The sequence below is a fragment of the Kocuria sp. PD6 genome (assembly GCF_031844145.1).
GTDB classification, from domain to species: Bacteria; Actinomycetota; Actinomycetes; order Actinomycetales; family Micrococcaceae; genus Kocuria; species Kocuria marina.
In genome coordinates, this window is the sequence record NZ_JAUZUS010000007.1 from 122,610 (window position 1) to 138,413 (window position 15,804).

Consider the following 15,804-nt stretch of genomic DNA (forward strand, 5'->3'; position numbering starts at 1 on the left):
ACCCCCCAGAACGTGGATTCGTCCAGGACGCCTCCCTCCCTACGACGCCCCTGGGGGCCGATTTAGGTTGTGCGAGGCCTATGGTTTACTGAGAGAAGCCTCAAGGCTGGGGCTGGACCGAGTCTCCCCGGGCCCCGGTGTGAGAACTCAAGAAGGAGTGAAGAACATGGCAGGCAACCGTTCCGTCGTCTTCCGCGGCGTCAAGAACATGCAGGTTGAGGATCTGGACTTTCCGAAGCTCCAGATGCCCAACGGCAAGAAGGCACCCCACGGTGTTGTCCTGAAGATCGTGGCTTCCAACATCTGCGGTAGTGACCTCCACATCTACCGCGGGTCCTTCCCCGCCCCGGAAGGCATGGTCATGGGGCATGAGATGACCGGGGAAGTCGTGGAAATCGGCTCTGACGTCGAGTTCCTGAAGGAAGGCGACCTGGTCTCGGTTCCCTTCAACGTGGCTTGCGGCCGCTGCCGCAACTGCCGCAACGGTCGTACCGAGGTCTGTCAGACCTGCAACCCGGACGCCGATTCCGCTGCCTACGGCTTCAACCTGGGCGGCTGGGACGGCGGACAGGCCGAGTATCTTTTTGTTCCCTATGCGGACTTCCAGCTGCTGAAGTTCCCGGACCGTGACCAGGCCATGGAGAAGATCCGCGATCTGGCGCTTCTCTCTGACATCCTCCCGACTGCCTTCCACGGCCTCATGGAGGCTGGCGCCAAGCCCGGGTCCACTGTCTACATCGCGGGGGCCGGCCCCGTGGGCCGTTGCGGCGCCGCAGCTGCGCGCCTGCTGGGGGCGTCCTGCATCATCGTCGGCGACCATGACAAGGATCGCTTGGCCCTGATGAAGCGCAACGGTTGCGAAACCATTGACCTCAACGAGGATGTCCCGCTGCAGGACCAGATCGAAAAGATCCTTGGCGAGCCGATGGTCGACTGCGCCGTGGACTACGTCGGCACCGAAGCTCACGGCATCGGCAAGGACGCGGACAAAGAGGATCCGGCCTATGCGATCAACCAGGTGATCGACGTTACCCGCGCGGGAGGCGCCACCGGCATCATCGGCATCTATGGGCCTGACCCCCTGGCGGATTCCAAGGACGAGCAGAACGGCATCTACCCGATTGAATTCGGCAACGCCTGGATCAAGTCCCCGAAGATCACCGCTGGCCAGGCGCCGATCATGCATTACAACTACGAGTTGATGCAGGCGATCCTGTGGGACCGCATGCCGTACCTGTCGGACATGCTGCAGACCAAGGTCATCAGCCTTGACGAGGCTCCTCAGGCCTACGCGGACTTCGACAACAGCTCGCAGGAGAAGTACATTATCGACCCCCACGGCATGATCGCCTCCTGATCTTGCTCACCCGGTAGTGAGGCCCTGGCAATTTGCCAGGGCCTCACTACCGCCAGGACGCGCCCCAAGCTGAGGGCGCCTTTTCGTTCTCTCCTATGGCCGGTCAGGAAAACAGCTGGCCGTGAACCCGGTGCCAGGGGTTCCACAGCACCCTCCGTTGACGGCGCGTCGAGCTGGAGGAAGCGGGGGCCACCATCACCTCCGCCGGGTGGCAGATGCCCATGACCGCACTCATCGCTGTAGGCCTCATCCACGGCGAAGGTTTCCATACCGCCCCCAGACCAGTCCCTTGGCACCTTCCGCTCAAACCCCTGAGGCATCGGAGAGCACCGGTCGGCTGCTCGAGCGCGTCCGCGAGCTGGAAACCGAGGTCCAGGAATGGCGCCGGTGCGCCGAAGTTGCTGAAGCACGAGCCGAAGAACGCCGGCGAGCTCTCGACGCCCTCCAAATCGCCAACGAAACCGAGCGCATGGCGCTGCGCATGCTCACCGGGTAGAGCTCCCACATCACGCAGGCTCCTGCTACTCCAGAACCTGTTCGTCCCACCCCGACGGCAGAGCCGGAAACGTCACCGGAACCCGCAGCCCCTGTGGCACCGCCCGAGCCGCGCCGCGGGTTCTTCTCCCGCATCTTCGCGGCCTAAGACCAGCTACAGGCCTCGCCCGCGGTCCTCTCGGTCGGAGCCGGGACGAGGAAGGTGCTGCACCTGTTCCAGGGGATGGGCCGGGACCACCCGCTATTGCTGCTCGGGCTTCGGGGATTGCCTCCGAGGTGCTGGGGTGTCCAGCTCCACGACCTTGCGGATCTGCTCCCACTCCGTGCGGCGGGCCGCTACCACCTTGGCCTGTTGCTCCTGCAGCTGACGCACCGCGACCACCGAGCGTTTAACCCGCCCCGCCTCACGGCGCCGCGGCGCCGTCTGCAAACCGTGCTCCAACTCCAGCCGGGTGCACGCGCTCTGGGCCGCACGGCGGTCGTTGCGGCCGTGCTACACCTTGCCCTCGTCACTGACCCGGCACACCACCACATGCACATGGTCATTGGCGTGGCGGACCATCACCCACGGGTGCTCCTCGAAACCCATGAGCTATAAGACCATTTGCTTGCGAGGCGCCTCTCCTCCGGGCGTATCTGAACAAACGTGGACGACATGAGGATTCCTAGGTTCAGTGCTGGTTAGGCTGTGTCGTCTATTCGAATGGCACGAATGGCAGTTGAAGTGCCACCATAGGAATGGAGATCACCTCAACTGGGATCTCCACGGATGACCTGAACGGAACGAGGAACTGCCACTCCTTGGCCTGGTCACCAGCTGGTATGAGTGAGGAGTTGAGGCCGACGTGGCAGTCACAGGAAAAACCGATGTGGTCGATGAGCTCCGTGCGCTTGGGCACTTTGGCGGCCTTACGTTCGAACTTCTGGTGAAGCTCACTCGCGAAGAACTTCGCCGGTTTCCCGCGCTGACCTCGGACCCAGTGTCGACGCACGAGGACTACGTTTCCGATTTTTTCGCGGCCCGCGGTAAGGCGCTTACGGCTGCAGCACTGCTCGAGGCAGAAGACGATGACGCTCTGGGACGCATGTTTCGTCGGTGGGTGCGTAATTGGCTGATCGATCTCCACACGAGCACAGCTATAGGGGCGCTACGGGACCGCTTGGAGAAGCGGCTGGCGCGTGATTCACACTTCGAGCGTGCTCCAGCTGAACATCATTGGGGTCTCGCCGAGGGGCCCTCGGATGCGGGGTGCAATGATGTGGCCGCACTGACCACGGTCGCGCGACGGGTTCACGTGACGTTCTACCCCGAATCGCCGGGAGGGAAGCGGCGCGCGCAGCTTGGGAAACCAGGCGAGCTTGAAGCGTTGCTCAGCGAGCTTTTTCTCGCAGCACAAGGAAGTCTGCACATCAGCACCCTCGTCGCAGTTCTCGCGCATCGGTTTCCTCACGTGTTGGACCCGTCTACCGTCTCCACCGACGAGGATGTGGATGCAGAAGCAGTTCCGGCACCGGAACTCTCTCCGCTTGGCGAGATGGTGCAGCAGGAAGAGCACCAACTTCTCGACTCGCTGGCCAGAGGAGCTTTTGATCGCCTGTCCGTGGAAGAGCGTGAGCTTGTGCTTGTCCTCGACGACTCCAAAGCCGCAGCGCAAACGCTTGGTCTCGGACGCAGTGCGACTGCCATTCGGATTCGCGCCCTGAAGTCGAAGCTCATCGAGATCGCGGGCGATGAGGTGACCGCTCCTGAGGTCCTGCGCCGGGTTGTTGCCCTCTGCGCAGCGGAACGCCGACCCCAGGAACCGTCGATCATGGACGCCTCAAAACTTGTCCCGTCACTCCACGATGGAGGACAGAACCCATGAATATGACACCCAGCGCAGCACGGGCACGACTGCTGGAACTAGCGAAGACGAACGCAGCGCCACTCGTTCTGCGTTCCGGAGCACCTAAGGCTTCAGACGTTGACTCTGCCGAGTACGAGGTGCGAAGCAACCGTCTTTGGGCGGCTCGATGGGCAGGTGCCACCATCCTGCTCCTCACGCTCCGGGAGCCATCCAACCCGCGGACCGTCGTCGTCGCGCCTGTAACGATCGAACCCGGCCTGGAGGACCAGGAGTCGGTCGTCCTCGACGCATCAACCAATGAGCTTGGATTGCCGATGACCGTTTGGCTCGGGCGCACGAGGGAGATCCCGATTCGCACCCTGGAGCGCCCCCTCGGCGAGGTTCTCGCAGACATACCCGGATCCCCCGGGACGATCGCCGATATGACTGACGTCACCGGGCAATCTGCTGGCACCCGCCCCGGGCACGGCAATTACGGAGACACATCGCCTAGTGCTGAGAAGCGGGCCGAGATGGAAGACCTACTTGACCAGTGGATGGAAGACCTCGAACCCCTGTCTTCTGAAGTGGAAAAGGCAGGAACAGACCATGAGAAGCCGCCTTTCACGCTGCCGCAGGTGATGGAGGCGCTCGACGTTCCCCAGCGCCAGGCCATGAACATCATCCGAGGCCGCCAAGAACTTTCAGCCGAAGAGATTCAGCAACTGGCCGCGCACGTTGGCTCTACCCCCGATGCCATTAGTGCGGTGGCCGAACCCCTGCCCAGCGATCTGCTTCTTGAACTTGAGCAGCCCCGCTGGCGACACCTCGTCCGCACGGAAGCGCAATCGGGCAAAACCGACGAAGCCGACGCACGGCATAGCGTCGCCCGCCAGGCCTTCGCACTTGCAGCGCGCCAGCACGGCGAGGGCAGAAATGTCTGGAAACAGCGATTGCGGACCATCGCACTGGGCCGCCTCAGTGAGAGCACCAACCCAGAGGAGTAGTTGTGCCGAAGCTGTTCGAGGGGACCCCCCAACAGGTCGAGGGCATGTTTGCCGCCCTCGACCAGTGCTGGCCCGGAGCTGCTCCGCGGTTAGCCAGCGACGCCTTCTCGGAGATCACCTCCTGGCCAGAGGTACAAATAGCGCCGGTCCCCGAAGAGAGCAACGTCTCCGGCAATGCCCGCCGCGGATGCTCAGTTGCCGGAGGGTATCTCTGGCAAACCACGCCCCCGACGCTCGTGGTCGCAGAATCCATGTCGTTGCGCCGCCAACGATTCACCCTGTTGCACGAACTCGGGCATCACATCCAGAGCACCGACCTCGGTCTCGGAACCACCCTCATGGAGGCCGAGGACTCCGAGGCCTTTGAGGACGCCGCTTGCGATGCTTTTGCCGCCAGGGTGCTCCTTCCGCCGGCGCTTGTCAGCCAAGCCGTGCCACCAGGCGGTCCGACCGCCGAGAGCGCCCTGGACTTGTTCCATCGATCCCAGGCCTCCCGCGCCGCGATCTGCGTTCGCCTTGTCGCCGAGCTCAAGACACCAGGTGTCGTCGCCGTCTTCGACGCGGAAGGAGCCGTGAGCTTCGCCGCCGCCCGAGGCACGGTCTACCCTCCTGCACGCGGCTCGGACCAGTCCGCAAACCCACTGGTCGCGGCGGCGCTAACCGGACCTCCGACGGACCGCATCATCGGGCGCGATGACGCGCAAATCCACTACTCCACGGGCCACACGTCGAACCGGCTCTACGGCCAGATCGCCTGGTGCGACGGACTTCTGTTCGCGGTGATGGTCGAGTACGGCGCCTCCTGGAAGCCTCACTCGCCTCCCCAAGAGGCCACCGCAGCAGCATCTCCTGCTGGCAAATGGGATGACTGCGAGACATGTGGAACCAATTTCGTCGTCAAATTCACGTGTCCCTCCTGTGGCGAGCCCCGCTGCCCCCGAAGCCACTGCGGATGCACGAGAGCCGCCGAACGGCAATGTCTGCGGTGCTTCCTCGTCAAACACCCGTCCCAGTTCCATGGCGACTCCGAAACTTGCTCCGACTGCGCGTCCTGACCTACCGGACACGGCCGGCGTTGTCCCGTCAGACACGGATGAGACGGGAAACCTCCCGCCCTCACGAACGAGAGACGGGAGCCCCCAGTGGGAACCACAGCAGACGTCCTGGCCGAGATCAGGGCAGACATCGACGCCGACCATGACGCACTGACCGAGGCACGCACACGACTGGCGCTGGTACGGGACGCAGGGAGCTCCTTCTACGGAGCGCTGCGCACCTACCAGAGCGGCTCCCTTGCCGTACACACCATGAACGGCCCGGTGAGTGACGGTGACGGCGGACTAGTCCTAGACCGCCGGTGCTATCCGCGGCTGGGGCCTGAAGGAGACAACGAGTCCCCTCTCGAAGTCGTCGAAGACCTCTGCACGCTCATCGGGCCGATCATCCGCGAGACCTACCCGAAGGCGAGGATCAACACCTCCAAGCGCGGCCCCATGGTCACCTTCGCCGAGCCCGTCAACGACCAGAACCCCACCGTCGATCTCGTCGTCGCCCTCACCAGGAAGGAGGGCAACGGGCTGTGGATTCCGAACCTCACCAAGAACACGTGGGAACCCTCCGACCCCGAAGCCCACGTGGCACTCCTTAATTCCGGAACGGCCTCCTTCCGGTCCACCCGGCGCAAGGTCATCCGGCTGGCCAAGGCATGGAACAAGCAGTACGCCACCCCCGGGGTCTCCTCGTTCATGCTGTCGGTCTGGGCGTATGAGTTTATGGAGCCCGGCATGGGAATCCCAGCCGGCCTGCACGCTCTCTTTGAAGGTGCCGCCAATCGCCTCGAGTCCCGTCAGGCCACGCCCGACCCTGCGGGAGTCTCGGCGAACCTCAAGTTGTTGCTGCCGGCCGACAAGGTTCGCCCCCGGCTGCGGAAGGCCGCCGACGCGGTAGCCGAAGCGATGTCCAACGAGGGCGACGAGCAGAAGGTCCGTGCCGCGCTGGCGAAGATCTTCTGGAAGTACATCGACGACCCGGCCTCCGAAGGTCTCGCGACCGCTGCAGGAGCCTTGTCCAACCGGTTGCCTGTCACGACAGCCGCTCTCGGGCTGAGCGGGGTGGCGGCAACGATCCCGCCGACCCGGTCCTACGGCGGAAACCGGTGACGGCACGCAGCACTTGGCGCCACCCACCCTGGTTCGCCACCCCCGCCAATCGCATCCGATTCCTCCACGAGTTCGGACTCGACAACCCCGGTGTCAAGGCCATACGACCGCGCCGCGCATACCGGGGAGGCTTCGCGCTGTCCACCAGCATCACCCCCACGGGAGTCCCCACGCGCCGCATCGAGATCCACTTCTCTCCCGGCTCCCCGGAAGTGCCCCGAGTGTTCGTCGACGGCCCGACCGAGTCACCGCACCGATACAGCGACGACAGCCTGTGCATGTGGTTCCCCTACGACCCGCCCGAAGCACGCTGGCGCCCCGGCAACGGGCCATCCGCTCTGCTCGGCCATATCGCCGCTCACCTCATCAAGGAGCAGTGGTACCGCCAGACCGGCGATTGGCCCGGTGATGAAGTCGGACACCTCGACAACTGATGCCACTTCCGCACAGAGAAAGGACAGCTATATGGACGCAATAACTCTTCCGATACTGCTGACCAGCGCCGTGCTGGCTGCAATCCTCACCGGCACCATCAACATCCTTCTGGCCTGGCGTAAAAGTCGGGAAGAAGAACGATCCAGGGTGCGAACCGTTTTCGCAGAAGCATTTGCCGCTTATGCGGAGTACAAGGAATACCCCTACGTAATCCGCCGCCGCAACATCGAAAAGCCAGGGGAAGAGCGAGTCCGGATTTCCGAGCAGATACGCCAGACCCAGGAACACCTCAACTACTACTTGGCGTGGACGCGTGCCGAGTCCGATGACGTTGGACGGGCATACGACGCCCTCATTGAACAGGTGCGCGCCTCCGCCGGCGTCGCAATGAAAGAGGCCTGGCAGCAGCCGGCCATCGCCGAAGACGCGGCCATGATCATTCCGTCATCGCAAGTTGATCTTGGCAGCCTCAAGACATACGAGGCCGCCTACACAACGGCCGTCGGGAAGCACTTGAAGAAGCTTTCGTCCTGGTGGTCCAAGAAGCGCTGAGACCGTCAAGGAAATTCGCGTGTCCGGCAACTCCGGATCTGCAGGGCGCCGCGTCATGCCCCTCCTTGAAAAAATGAACTGCCACACGAACAGGGGGCGTTGACCGATCGGTGCGTCAGTCCCGAACCCGGTGAACGCCTGCAGGTGTCGGGACCAACCAGCGCATCCGTGAGGACATTATCGACCATGCAAGGGGAGCCTAATGATATTCAATGATAACGGGCGGTCTGAGATCGACTGGGATACCTACGAAAGTTTACTCGTACAGGTGGGGGTGCTCTCGTACACTGCGGCCATACTGCTCAGCGTGCTGGGCGGCCTGGCGCTAAGTCTTCCCTTTATCTGGCTAGTATCGAAGTTTTTCACGGGCGTGATTAGCGATCACCTTGACCCCGTGCCGGCGGACCCCGACACGCCTTGGTCCTTACGACTGTTCCACCGGGCGCGCTCCGGGCTCGCCTTGGGGCTCAAGTACGTACTGTCCTTCCGGTGGTACTTCAGCATATTGAAGTTCCTCACCCGATACTTCCTCCCGGTAACCGCCGCAGCCTTGGTGGCCGGGGTCGCTTACTACAGCGCCGTGCGTTTGTCGCTGGACTACCTGTACTGCGTGGCCGACGAGCGGGCGACGGCCCACTACAAGTGCTCCCCTGAGGAAGAGGGGCGGCCAGTGACAGTGCAGATCTTCGACCGGGTCGTGGACAGCGGACTATACGGGTGAGCGCCACCATCCAGCTCCTCTTCATACGTCTTACGGGACTGCCCCGACTTCCGTTGACTCTCGGGGTTGATCGGTTTCAGGCGGCCTTGAGGCCGTGATTGATGGTCTCAAACTCGACCGGCGTGAGGCGACCCAGACGGCGTTGCCGTCGCCGGCGGTGGTAGGACTTCTCGATCCAGGTGACGATCGCCAGCCGCAGGTCCCCCCGGCTGGACCAGCGCTGCCGGTCCAAGACGTTCTTCTGCAGCAGGGCGAAAAAGGACTCCATGGCGGCGTTGTCCGCGCACGCCCCGACTCTGCCCATAGACCCCACAAGATCGTGATGGGCGAGCTCATGCACGAATTTCCGGGCTCGAAATTGACTGCCGCGGTCGCTGTGGACCACGCAGCCGGCCACTGTCCCGCGGCGGGCCACCGCGCTGCGCAGGGCCGTGACCGCCAAGGACGCCTTCATCCGGGAATCGATGGAGTACCCGACGATCCGGTTGGAGTAGACGTCCTTGATCGCGCAGAGGTAGAGCTTGCCCTCGTCGGTGCGGTGCTCGGTCAGATCGGTGAGCCACAGCCGGTTGGGCGCGCCGGCGGTGAAGTTCCGCTCCACCAGGTCGTCGTGGACCGGTGGACCGGGCTTGCGGTTGAGCCCGCGCTTCTTGGAGTGGACGCTGAAGAGCCGCTGGGCCGAGCACAGCCGCTGCACGCGGTTCTCCCCGGCGGTGATGCCGTGGTCGGGCAGCTCGTCGGCGATGAACCGGTAGCCGAAAGCCGGGTCGTCGGCGTGGATGGTCATGGCGGCGTCGATCAGGTGCGCATCGTCCCAGTCCCGGTCGGTGACCGGGTTCGCCTTCCACTGATAGAAGGCCTGCTTGGAGAAGCCCAGTATCCGGCAGGTCACCGCGACGGGAATCCCGTCGGCGGCCAGGTCGAGGACCAGCGGAAACTTCATTTTGGGGGCAGCTCGCGGGCGAAGAACGCCGCGGCCCGGCGCAGGATCTCGTTCTCCTGCTCGAGCAGTCGATTGCGCCGCCTCAGCGCCCGCAGCTCCTCCGACTCGGCCGTGGTGACCCCTGGCCGGACGCCGTCGTCGACATCGGCTTTGCGCAACCAGTTGTGGAGCGTGGCTTCTGAAATCCCGAAGTCGCGGGCGATCTGGGACAGCGGGGCCTCGTGCTTGCGGGCTACCGCCACCACGTCGCGGCGGAACTCCTCGGGGTAGGGCTTGGGCACGGTTTCATCCTCACCGTGAGGAAGGATCCTCACAAGTCAGGAGTCAAGGAAACCCGGGGCAGTCCCTACCCTGGTCGGGTCGCACCCGGTCGGCCACCGCCACCATGGGTGCCGTGTCGATGAGAAACGAGGCCTGCATGACGTTGAAGGGAAGACAGGAACGGCCAGTGCAACGACGACGCGTGACCCCTATTTCCGAAGCCAACCCGCGCCCGCCTGAGGTGAGATACAGAATGCAGCATCCATACCCTCGCCCGCACACATCGTCCCAACCCATCCCACCGGCGGCCGCAGGCCGGTACCAAGATTCCGTCCACCAACGCCAACCAGGGTTACCGGACCAGCGCAGGAGGTGGAGTGCCAGCCCGCACAAAGCCCAGGGCGAGGCATCACACGTCACTGCGACACTGACCCGCAATGTCTCACAACATTCACGTCTCTGACGCTGCGCTCTCCACAGTGAGAGATCCGGTGAGTTTTGCCAGAGACACCACATGGGCCCCTGGCCTGATGACCACAGTGACAGTGATTGGCCCAACACTTTTATGACCTCAACCTTAGGTCGCTGAGCGTCGACCAGCCCGTTCGGCAAATGCGTCGATCGCCGCAAGCACCTCGTCACTACGCCAAAATGGTCCCAGCTTGTGCTCGGCCTTCGATTTTGCGATACCTGCTTCTACAAGTGCCCGAAGTGGTGGGTATACATTCGGCTGCTGCACTCCGAGTTCTGAAGCAGCGACGGCACTGTTGAGTACCGGGCATTGAGCGAGGACATCTAGAAGCTTCCACGCGTTGGAGTTTCGCCGTGCGTTGAGACGATGATTCCAGCTTTCTCGTATGCGATCGATGTCCTCCACGAGTTTACGAGCATTGCGGACAGCACGCAGTGACGCGTCCGCAAACAGGAGAGTTATCGGGTCTACGTCGCCACTTCGATAAGCCGTAAGCGCCGAGTGATATCCGTCTACGTCGGCAAGGAGTCCTGCAGAGACAGGCACAGCTACGTTCCGAGTCACTCCCCTATGACGTAGCATCGACTGCGCTAGAGCTCGACCTGTTCGCCCGTTGCCGTCACTGAAGGGGTGAATGGTTTCGAACTGAGCATGCCCGACAGCAACAGACGTTAGCGCTGGCACTGCTGTGTTGTTTACAAAACCCACGAGATCGTCCATAAGTTTCGCTATATACTCTTGGTGAGGCGCGACATACGAAGCTCCAACGGGAGTATCTGAGCGCACCCCGGTCCAGACGGGTTCATCTCGCCACTGCCCTGGTGTATGACGGGGCTGTTGAGCCATAAGTACGGCGTGCAGCTTCCTGATGGACTCCTCTGAGAGGTCTCGTGCTAGGTCAAGAGCAGCCCTCATAGCTTGCGTAGTAGCCGCAATTTCCTCAGCATTCCGACTCTTCTTTACACCCAGCTCAGCGCTGAAAATTGCCCGTGCCGACGCCGTAAGATTCTCAATTTGCGACGACGATGCTGCCTCCGAGCGCAGCAGCACAGGAGCGAAGGCTGCAACTCGTTTCCCAAGCTCGGCATCGAAGCGAGCAAGTTCGCGCTCGGCCTCCTCTGCCACCTCGCGGACATCGGGACTCGGTGATGGGATGCGATCTGCGATAAGTGGGACGACCGCAGATAGGTATTGGGATCCTACGATGGCTCGTTCCCCACCTACACCCCATGCAGCATGTGCGCTCGGGATCCACGTGCGCTCCTCATGGCTTACGGACGGCCAGTCGATCGGGGAAGTCATAGTCTAGCTCCTCAGAATTATGAGTTTGACTACTATCTCATAATTTTTGATGACAGCTTTATGAGGTTGCTAGCGGATCGGCCTCGAGTGCACATCCCCCGCCAAGGGTCATTGGCGCACTGCGAGACTCGGGCGCGACCATGGACCGACAGTCTGGCGGTCGACCTTCTGATGCACTGCCCCTACCAACCACCTGCTTCAATAGCAGACTGGCCAGGCTGCTCCCTTCGTACCTGAATCCCTGCCGTCCGGACGATATCCAAAACCCTCGGCACGAGATTGGGCGTGATGTCTGTCTCACATCCCATGGGATGCGAGACGTCTCGTCGAACTTTTTCGTGCCCGCATGTTTCCGCGGTGCGAGGTGTCTCGTAGCTATGTGCTTTATCCATGTGCCTAGAATCGGATGCTCACCGTAGGTTGCGAGACACATAGGGGATGACGTGGGCAAGTTGATTGGGTACGCGCGCGTGTCGACGCGGCAGCAGGATGCCGACCGTCAAGTGTCTGACCTGTTGAACGTGGGCGTGCGGCGCGATGATCTCTATGTCGACCATGGAGTGTCTGGAGGACGCGCATCCCGTCCCTCCTTCGACAAGGCTGTGGATGCCCTGGATAGCGGCGACACCCTAGTGATCACGACATTGGATCGTCTGGGGCGGTCGACACAGAACATGCTCGCTTTTGCGGATCAGCTAGGGGGCAAAGGCGCCGGTCTGCGGGTGCTCAATCTGGGTGGGGGAGACGTGGACACCCACACCCCAATGGGGTCCATGGTCTTCACCGTCATGGCGGCTCTGGCCCAGATGGAGCTGGAGATCAAATGAGAGCGCATCACCGACTCGGTGGCCAAGCGCCGGGCCGCCGGCAAGGACCTCGGCGGGCGAAGGCAGACCTTCACTGATTCCCAGATCCGCAACGCCCTTCGACTGATCGAGGCCGGGGACCGGCCACCCAGGTCGCCCGTGACCTCGGGATGTCCAGGGCCACCCTCTATCGGCGGATCCGCGAACTGCTCATTCCGACGACCATCTGATCGGATGCTCGTCGTCGAATTGGATGGCGTGTAGGCCGGTGCCCCGACTGCATTGCCGAGCCCGTGAGATGGGGTGGTTTCACGATGCTGGGGTGATGGTGAGCTGCTGGCGGTGGTGTTCGTAGTGCTGGGTGCCGTAGTGGTAGATCTCGGTCAGACTCATCCAGTCATGGAAGTAGGGGTCCCAGTGCACCGGCATGTGCATGCCGCGGGCCAGCGTGCCTGCAGGCTCGGCTTCGAGCCGGGCCTGCAGGGTGTCGACGGTGCGGTCAAACCACCGGAGAAGCCGCGCGCCGTGAATGACCCGGGCTGCACCCCGGTCGCTGACGTAGTTGATGGCGTGGAAGGGGCCGGTGCCGGCCTCCAGTATCCGGGCGAAGGTCCGGCTGACCGTATCGGGGAGGCGACCCATCAGGCGCACCAGCGGTAGCAGGCGCAGCACGACGAGGTAGCCGAAGAACATGTGGAACAGCAATTGCCCGTTGGTCCAGCGGGTGCCGGCTGAAGGCCGGCGCAGATCCGTCGGGCTCGCCATGGACACCAGGGCGTGGAAGTCAGCCCGAACCCGCTCGAGCTCGTCATGGATTGCTTGGCGGGTGAGCGGTGTGCTGTTCATCGTGGTCATCCCCTCATGCAGTGTCCGGAATGGCGGAGAGAGCACAGGCTCGAGCGCCCTAAAACCGGGGCCTCAGCGCAGGTCCAGGAATGCCCGCAGCTCGGCGAAGGCGTCGGGCACCACGGAGTAGTGGGCCCACTTCCCGTGCTGTTCACGGGTCAGCAACCCGGCGTCCACGAGCTTCTTCATGTGGTGGCTCACGGTGGGCTGGCTGATGCCCACCATCGCGGTCAGGTCGCATACGCAGACCGCTCCGCAACCTTGGGCGGCCACATGGGAGAGCAGGCGCAGGCGCGTGGGATCGGACAGGGCCTTGAGTCGCCCGGCGATCCGCTGGGCATCGTCCACGGTCATGGGTCCGCCCGAGAGCGAGCAGCACTCCGTATCCGGTGCGCCAGGGCTGCACTGATCGGCGGTGGTGGCGTGAAGGTCGGGTGCGAGAGTCATCACCCCATTCTACATTGACGACTGTCGATGCGACCCCCTAATGTTTCCGATAGATCGTCGTCGATACGAAGGACTGAGTCTGCCCATGAGCAACACCACCACTGCCCCCGCCGTCCACCAGGGGGTGATGAAGGACCTGTCCTTCCTCGACCGCTGGCTGCCCGCCTGGATCATCATTGCCATGATCGCCGGCCTGGCCCTGGGCCGGTTCGTCCCGGGCCTGAACACCGCCCTGGAGGCCGTGAAGATCGGGGAGGTCTCCCTGCCGATTGCCGTCGGGCTGCTGGTAATGATGTACCCGGTGCTGGCCAAGGTCCGCTACGACGAGACCCATCGCGTGGCCGGGGACCGCCGCCTGATGGGCGCCTCCCTGGTGCTGAACTGGATCGTCGGGCCCGCACTCATGTTCGCCCTGGCCTGGATCTTCCTCCCCGACCTGCCGGAGTACCGCACGGGGCTGATCATCGTGGGGCTGGCCCGGTGCATCGCCATGGTGCTGATCTGGAACGACCTCGCCTGCGGCGACCGTGAAGCGGCCGCCGTGCTGGTGGCGATCAACTCTGTCTTCCAGGTCATCGCCTTCGGCGCCCTGGGCTGGTTCTACCTCCAGGTCCTGCCCTCCTGGCTGGGGCTGCCGACGACGTCGGCGGAGTTCTCCGTGTGGTCCATCGTCGTCTCCGTGCTCGTCTTCCTGGGCATCCCGCTGGTTGCCGGGTTCCTCACCCGCACCCTGGGCGAGAGGGCCAAGGGCCGGGAGTGGTACGAGAACAGCTTCCTGCCGAAGCTGGGCCCCTGGGCGCTCTACGGGCTGCTGTTCACCATCGTGCTGCTCTTCGCCCTGCAGGGCGAGGCGATCACCTCCAACCCCTGGGACGTGGTGCGCATCGCCTGGCCGCTGCTGGCCTACTTCTTCCTCATGTTCGGCATCGGCCTGCTGGCCTCCCGGGCACTGGGGCTGAACTACGCGAGGTCCACCACCGTGGCCTTCACCGCCGCCGGCAACAACTTCGAGCTGGCCATCGCGGTGGCCATCGGCACCTTCGGGGTCACCTCGGGGCAGGCCCTGGCCGGGGTCGTCGGGCCCCTGATCGAGGTCCCGGTCCTGGTGGCCTTGGTCTACGTGTCCCTGTGGGCCGGGCGCAAGCTCTTCCCGCACGACCCGACCGTCCCCACCCGCTGACCTTCCGCCCTTACCTGAGGAGTACCCGCGATGAGCACCGAGAAGCCCTCCGTCCTGTTCGTGTGCGCCAAGAACGGCGGCAAGTCGCAGATGGCCGCCGCCCTCATGGAAAAGCGCGCCGCAGGTGCCGTGGAGGTCCACTCCGCCGGCACCAAGCCGGGAAAGGCGATTAACGCCCTCTCCGCCGAGGTGATCGCCGAGGTCGGCGCCGACATGTCCCACGGGCACCCGAAGCCCATCGACCCTGACCTGCTGCGCCGGGTGGACCGGGTGATCGTGCTGGGCGACGAGGCCCGGGTGGATCCGGTCGAGGGCATGACCGGGACCATTGAGACCTGGCACACCGACGAGCCCTCCGCCCGCGGCATCGAGGGTGCGGAGCGGATGCGGCTGGTCCGCGATGACATCGACGCCCGCGTCCAGGTCCTGCTCACCGAGCTCACCGACGGCAACCCCGCCTGAACCATCCTCCCTTTCCTCTTCCCCCTTCCGACAGAACGGATGATCCCCATGACTGCTGAGACCACCCCCGAGACCACCGTGACGACCCCGGCCGAGGCCACGGACAAGCCCTCCGTCTTGTTCGTGTGCGTGCACAACGCCGGCCGGTCCCAGATGGCCGCCGCTTACCTCACCCACCTCTCGGGCGGGCGCATCGAGGTGCGCTTGGCCGGCTCCGCCCCGGCCGATGCGGTGAACCCGGCCGCCGTGGAAGCCATGGCTGAGGAGGGCATCGACATGAGCGCCCAGACGCCCAAGATCCTCACCACCGAGGCCGTGCAGGACTCGGATGTGGTGATCACCATGGGCTGCGGGGATGCCTGCCCGTTTTTCCCGGGCAAGCGGTATGAGGACTGGAAGCTGGAGGACCCGGCCGGCAAGGGCGTGGAGTCCGTCCGGCCGATCCGCGATGAGATCAAGGCCCGGATCCAGCAGCTGATCTCCGAGCTGCTGCCCGCCGGCGACACCACCGCCACCAAGTAAGGGCGGGGCGG

Annotated in this window: 18 protein-coding genes and 1 pseudogene; 13 read left to right on the forward strand and 6 right to left on the reverse strand. The window is 63.7% G+C overall.

From position 1 onward, the window contains the following. Nucleotides 1-166: 166 nt before the first annotated feature. Complete coding sequence (locus tag Q9R22_RS08510; RefSeq protein WP_131333726.1) at nucleotides 167-1,357, forward strand: alcohol dehydrogenase catalytic domain-containing protein; 1,191 nt, start codon at nucleotides 167-169, stop codon at nucleotides 1,355-1,357. Nucleotides 1,358-1,646: 289 nt separating this feature from the next. Beyond that, nucleotides 1,647-1,853 carry a hypothetical protein gene (locus Q9R22_RS08515; RefSeq protein ID WP_131333725.1) on the forward strand — a complete coding sequence of 69 codons (207 nt, stop codon included), beginning with the start codon at nucleotides 1,647-1,649 and terminating at the stop codon, nucleotides 1,851-1,853. 240 nt (nucleotides 1,854-2,093) lie between these two features. Here Q9R22_RS08515 and Q9R22_RS08520 read toward each other — a convergent pair whose 3' ends face one another. Both Q9R22_RS08520 and Q9R22_RS13320 read right to left on the reverse strand, forming a co-directional pair. Continuing rightward, complete coding sequence (locus Q9R22_RS08520) at nucleotides 2,094-2,282, reverse strand: hypothetical protein (protein WP_131333724.1); 189 nt, start codon at nucleotides 2,280-2,282, stop codon at nucleotides 2,094-2,096. Between the two features lie 63 nt (nucleotides 2,283-2,345). After that, nucleotides 2,346-2,441, reverse strand: a complete 96-nt coding sequence (locus Q9R22_RS13320) for a relaxase/mobilization nuclease domain-containing protein (protein ID WP_396415668.1) — start codon at nucleotides 2,439-2,441, stop codon at nucleotides 2,346-2,348. Between the two features lie 256 nt (nucleotides 2,442-2,697). On the opposite strand from Q9R22_RS13320, the gene Q9R22_RS08525 reads away from it, so the two are divergent. The 7 genes from Q9R22_RS08525 (at nucleotide 2,698) to Q9R22_RS08555 (ending at nucleotide 8,552) form a co-directional block, all read left to right on the forward strand. Beyond that, nucleotides 2,698-3,717 (forward strand): hypothetical protein, encoded by a 1,020-nt coding sequence (locus Q9R22_RS08525; protein ID WP_131333723.1) that lies wholly within the window; start codon nucleotides 2,698-2,700, stop codon nucleotides 3,715-3,717. After that, nucleotides 3,714-4,685 carry a hypothetical protein gene (locus Q9R22_RS08530; RefSeq protein ID WP_131333722.1) on the forward strand — a complete coding sequence of 324 codons (972 nt, stop codon included), beginning with the start codon at nucleotides 3,714-3,716 and terminating at the stop codon, nucleotides 4,683-4,685. Before Q9R22_RS08525 ends, Q9R22_RS08530 begins: the two co-directional genes overlap by 4 nt. Nucleotides 4,686-4,687: 2 nt before the next feature. Further along, nucleotides 4,688-5,740: an ImmA/IrrE family metallo-endopeptidase gene (locus Q9R22_RS08535; protein ID WP_207387855.1), complete on the forward strand. Its 1,053-nt coding sequence runs from the start codon at nucleotides 4,688-4,690 to the stop codon at nucleotides 5,738-5,740. Between the two features lie 87 nt (nucleotides 5,741-5,827). After that, nucleotides 5,828-6,844 carry a hypothetical protein gene (locus Q9R22_RS08540; RefSeq protein ID WP_131333721.1) on the forward strand — a complete coding sequence of 339 codons (1,017 nt, stop codon included), beginning with the start codon at nucleotides 5,828-5,830 and terminating at the stop codon, nucleotides 6,842-6,844. Next, the gene (locus Q9R22_RS08545; protein ID WP_131333720.1) at nucleotides 6,841-7,278 is read left to right on the forward strand and encodes a hypothetical protein; all 438 of its coding nucleotides are present in this window, start codon (nucleotides 6,841-6,843) and stop codon (nucleotides 7,276-7,278) included. The genes Q9R22_RS08540 and Q9R22_RS08545 overlap by 4 nt, the downstream gene beginning before the upstream one ends. Nucleotides 7,279-7,309: 31 nt before the next feature. Then, on the forward strand, nucleotides 7,310-7,831 hold the full coding sequence (locus tag Q9R22_RS08550) for a hypothetical protein (protein ID WP_131333719.1): 522 nt from the start codon (nucleotides 7,310-7,312) through the stop codon (nucleotides 7,829-7,831). Nucleotides 7,832-8,033: 202 nt separating this feature from the next. After that, the gene (locus tag Q9R22_RS08555; protein WP_131333718.1) at nucleotides 8,034-8,552 is read left to right on the forward strand and encodes a hypothetical protein; all 519 of its coding nucleotides are present in this window, start codon (nucleotides 8,034-8,036) and stop codon (nucleotides 8,550-8,552) included. Between the two features lie 76 nt (nucleotides 8,553-8,628). Here the strand turns inward: Q9R22_RS08555 and Q9R22_RS08560 are convergent. Together Q9R22_RS08560 and Q9R22_RS08565 are read right to left on the reverse strand one after the other, a co-directional pair. Further along, nucleotides 8,629-9,776, reverse strand: a protein-coding gene (locus tag Q9R22_RS08560) for an IS3 family transposase (protein WP_396415669.1) whose coding sequence is annotated in 2 segments (ribosomal slippage) — nucleotides 8,629-9,503 and nucleotides 9,503-9,776 — 1,149 coding nt in all. Because the reading frame shifts where the segments join, the coding sequence is not laid out codon by codon here. 557 nt (nucleotides 9,777-10,333) lie between these two features. Continuing rightward, nucleotides 10,334-11,530, reverse strand: coding sequence for a Fic family protein (locus Q9R22_RS08565; RefSeq protein ID WP_131333717.1), 1,197 nt, complete (start codon nucleotides 11,528-11,530; stop codon nucleotides 10,334-10,336). Nucleotides 11,531-11,973: 443 nt separating this feature from the next. Between Q9R22_RS08565 and Q9R22_RS08570 the strand changes: the two are divergent. Beyond that, a pseudogene (locus Q9R22_RS08570) lies at nucleotides 11,974-12,566 on the forward strand (recombinase family protein). 79 nt (nucleotides 12,567-12,645) lie between these two features. Here the strand turns inward: Q9R22_RS08570 and Q9R22_RS08575 are convergent. Both Q9R22_RS08575 and Q9R22_RS08580 read right to left on the reverse strand, forming a co-directional pair. Beyond that, on the reverse strand, nucleotides 12,646-13,191 hold the full coding sequence (locus Q9R22_RS08575) for a DinB family protein (RefSeq protein WP_242670516.1): 546 nt from the start codon (nucleotides 13,189-13,191) through the stop codon (nucleotides 12,646-12,648). Between the two features lie 63 nt (nucleotides 13,192-13,254). Continuing rightward, nucleotides 13,255-13,629, reverse strand: coding sequence for a helix-turn-helix transcriptional regulator (locus Q9R22_RS08580; protein WP_131333716.1), 375 nt, complete (start codon nucleotides 13,627-13,629; stop codon nucleotides 13,255-13,257). Nucleotides 13,630-13,714: 85 nt separating this feature from the next. Between Q9R22_RS08580 and arsB the strand changes: the two genes are divergently transcribed. From arsB to Q9R22_RS08595, 3 genes are read left to right on the forward strand one after another with little or no spacing between them, the layout of a single operon-like run. Beyond that, nucleotides 13,715-14,809 carry an ACR3 family arsenite efflux transporter gene (gene arsB / locus Q9R22_RS08585; RefSeq protein WP_131333715.1) on the forward strand — a complete coding sequence of 365 codons (1,095 nt, stop codon included), beginning with the start codon at nucleotides 13,715-13,717 and terminating at the stop codon, nucleotides 14,807-14,809. Nucleotides 14,810-14,839: 30 nt separating this feature from the next. Continuing rightward, nucleotides 14,840-15,271 (forward strand): low molecular weight phosphatase family protein, encoded by a 432-nt coding sequence (locus tag Q9R22_RS08590; protein WP_131333714.1) that lies wholly within the window; start codon nucleotides 14,840-14,842, stop codon nucleotides 15,269-15,271. A 48-nt stretch (nucleotides 15,272-15,319) separates the two neighbouring features. After that, the gene (locus Q9R22_RS08595; RefSeq protein WP_131333713.1) at nucleotides 15,320-15,793 is read left to right on the forward strand and encodes an arsenate reductase ArsC; all 474 of its coding nucleotides are present in this window, start codon (nucleotides 15,320-15,322) and stop codon (nucleotides 15,791-15,793) included. Nucleotides 15,794-15,804: the final 11 nt, after the last annotated feature.

What these genes read in the sequence shown, in the direction of transcription:
- Q9R22_RS08510 (WP_131333726.1), top strand. Translation starts at nt 167, where the DNA reads ATGGCAGGCAACCGTTCCGTCGTCTTCCGCGGCGTCAAGAACATGCAG.
- Q9R22_RS13320 (WP_396415668.1), bottom strand. Translation starts at nt 2,441, where the DNA reads ATGGGTTTCGAGGAGCACCCGTGGGTGATGGTCCGCCACGCCAATGAC.
- Q9R22_RS08530 (WP_131333722.1), top strand. Translation starts at nt 3,714, where the DNA reads ATGAATATGACACCCAGCGCAGCACGGGCACGACTGCTGGAACTAGCG.
- Q9R22_RS08550 (WP_131333719.1), top strand. Translation starts at nt 7,310, where the DNA reads ATGGACGCAATAACTCTTCCGATACTGCTGACCAGCGCCGTGCTGGCT.
- Q9R22_RS08555 (WP_131333718.1), top strand. Translation starts at nt 8,034, where the DNA reads ATGATATTCAATGATAACGGGCGGTCTGAGATCGACTGGGATACCTAC.
- Q9R22_RS08565 (WP_131333717.1), bottom strand. Translation starts at nt 11,530, where the DNA reads ATGACTTCCCCGATCGACTGGCCGTCCGTAAGCCATGAGGAGCGCACG.
- Q9R22_RS08575 (WP_242670516.1), bottom strand. Translation starts at nt 13,191, where the DNA reads ATGACCACGATGAACAGCACACCGCTCACCCGCCAAGCAATCCATGAC.
- Q9R22_RS08580 (WP_131333716.1), bottom strand. Translation starts at nt 13,629, where the DNA reads ATGACTCTCGCACCCGACCTTCACGCCACCACCGCCGATCAGTGCAGC.
- arsB (WP_131333715.1), top strand. Translation starts at nt 13,715, where the DNA reads ATGAGCAACACCACCACTGCCCCCGCCGTCCACCAGGGGGTGATGAAG.
- Q9R22_RS08590 (WP_131333714.1), top strand. Translation starts at nt 14,840, where the DNA reads ATGAGCACCGAGAAGCCCTCCGTCCTGTTCGTGTGCGCCAAGAACGGC.
- Q9R22_RS08595 (WP_131333713.1), top strand. Translation starts at nt 15,320, where the DNA reads ATGACTGCTGAGACCACCCCCGAGACCACCGTGACGACCCCGGCCGAG.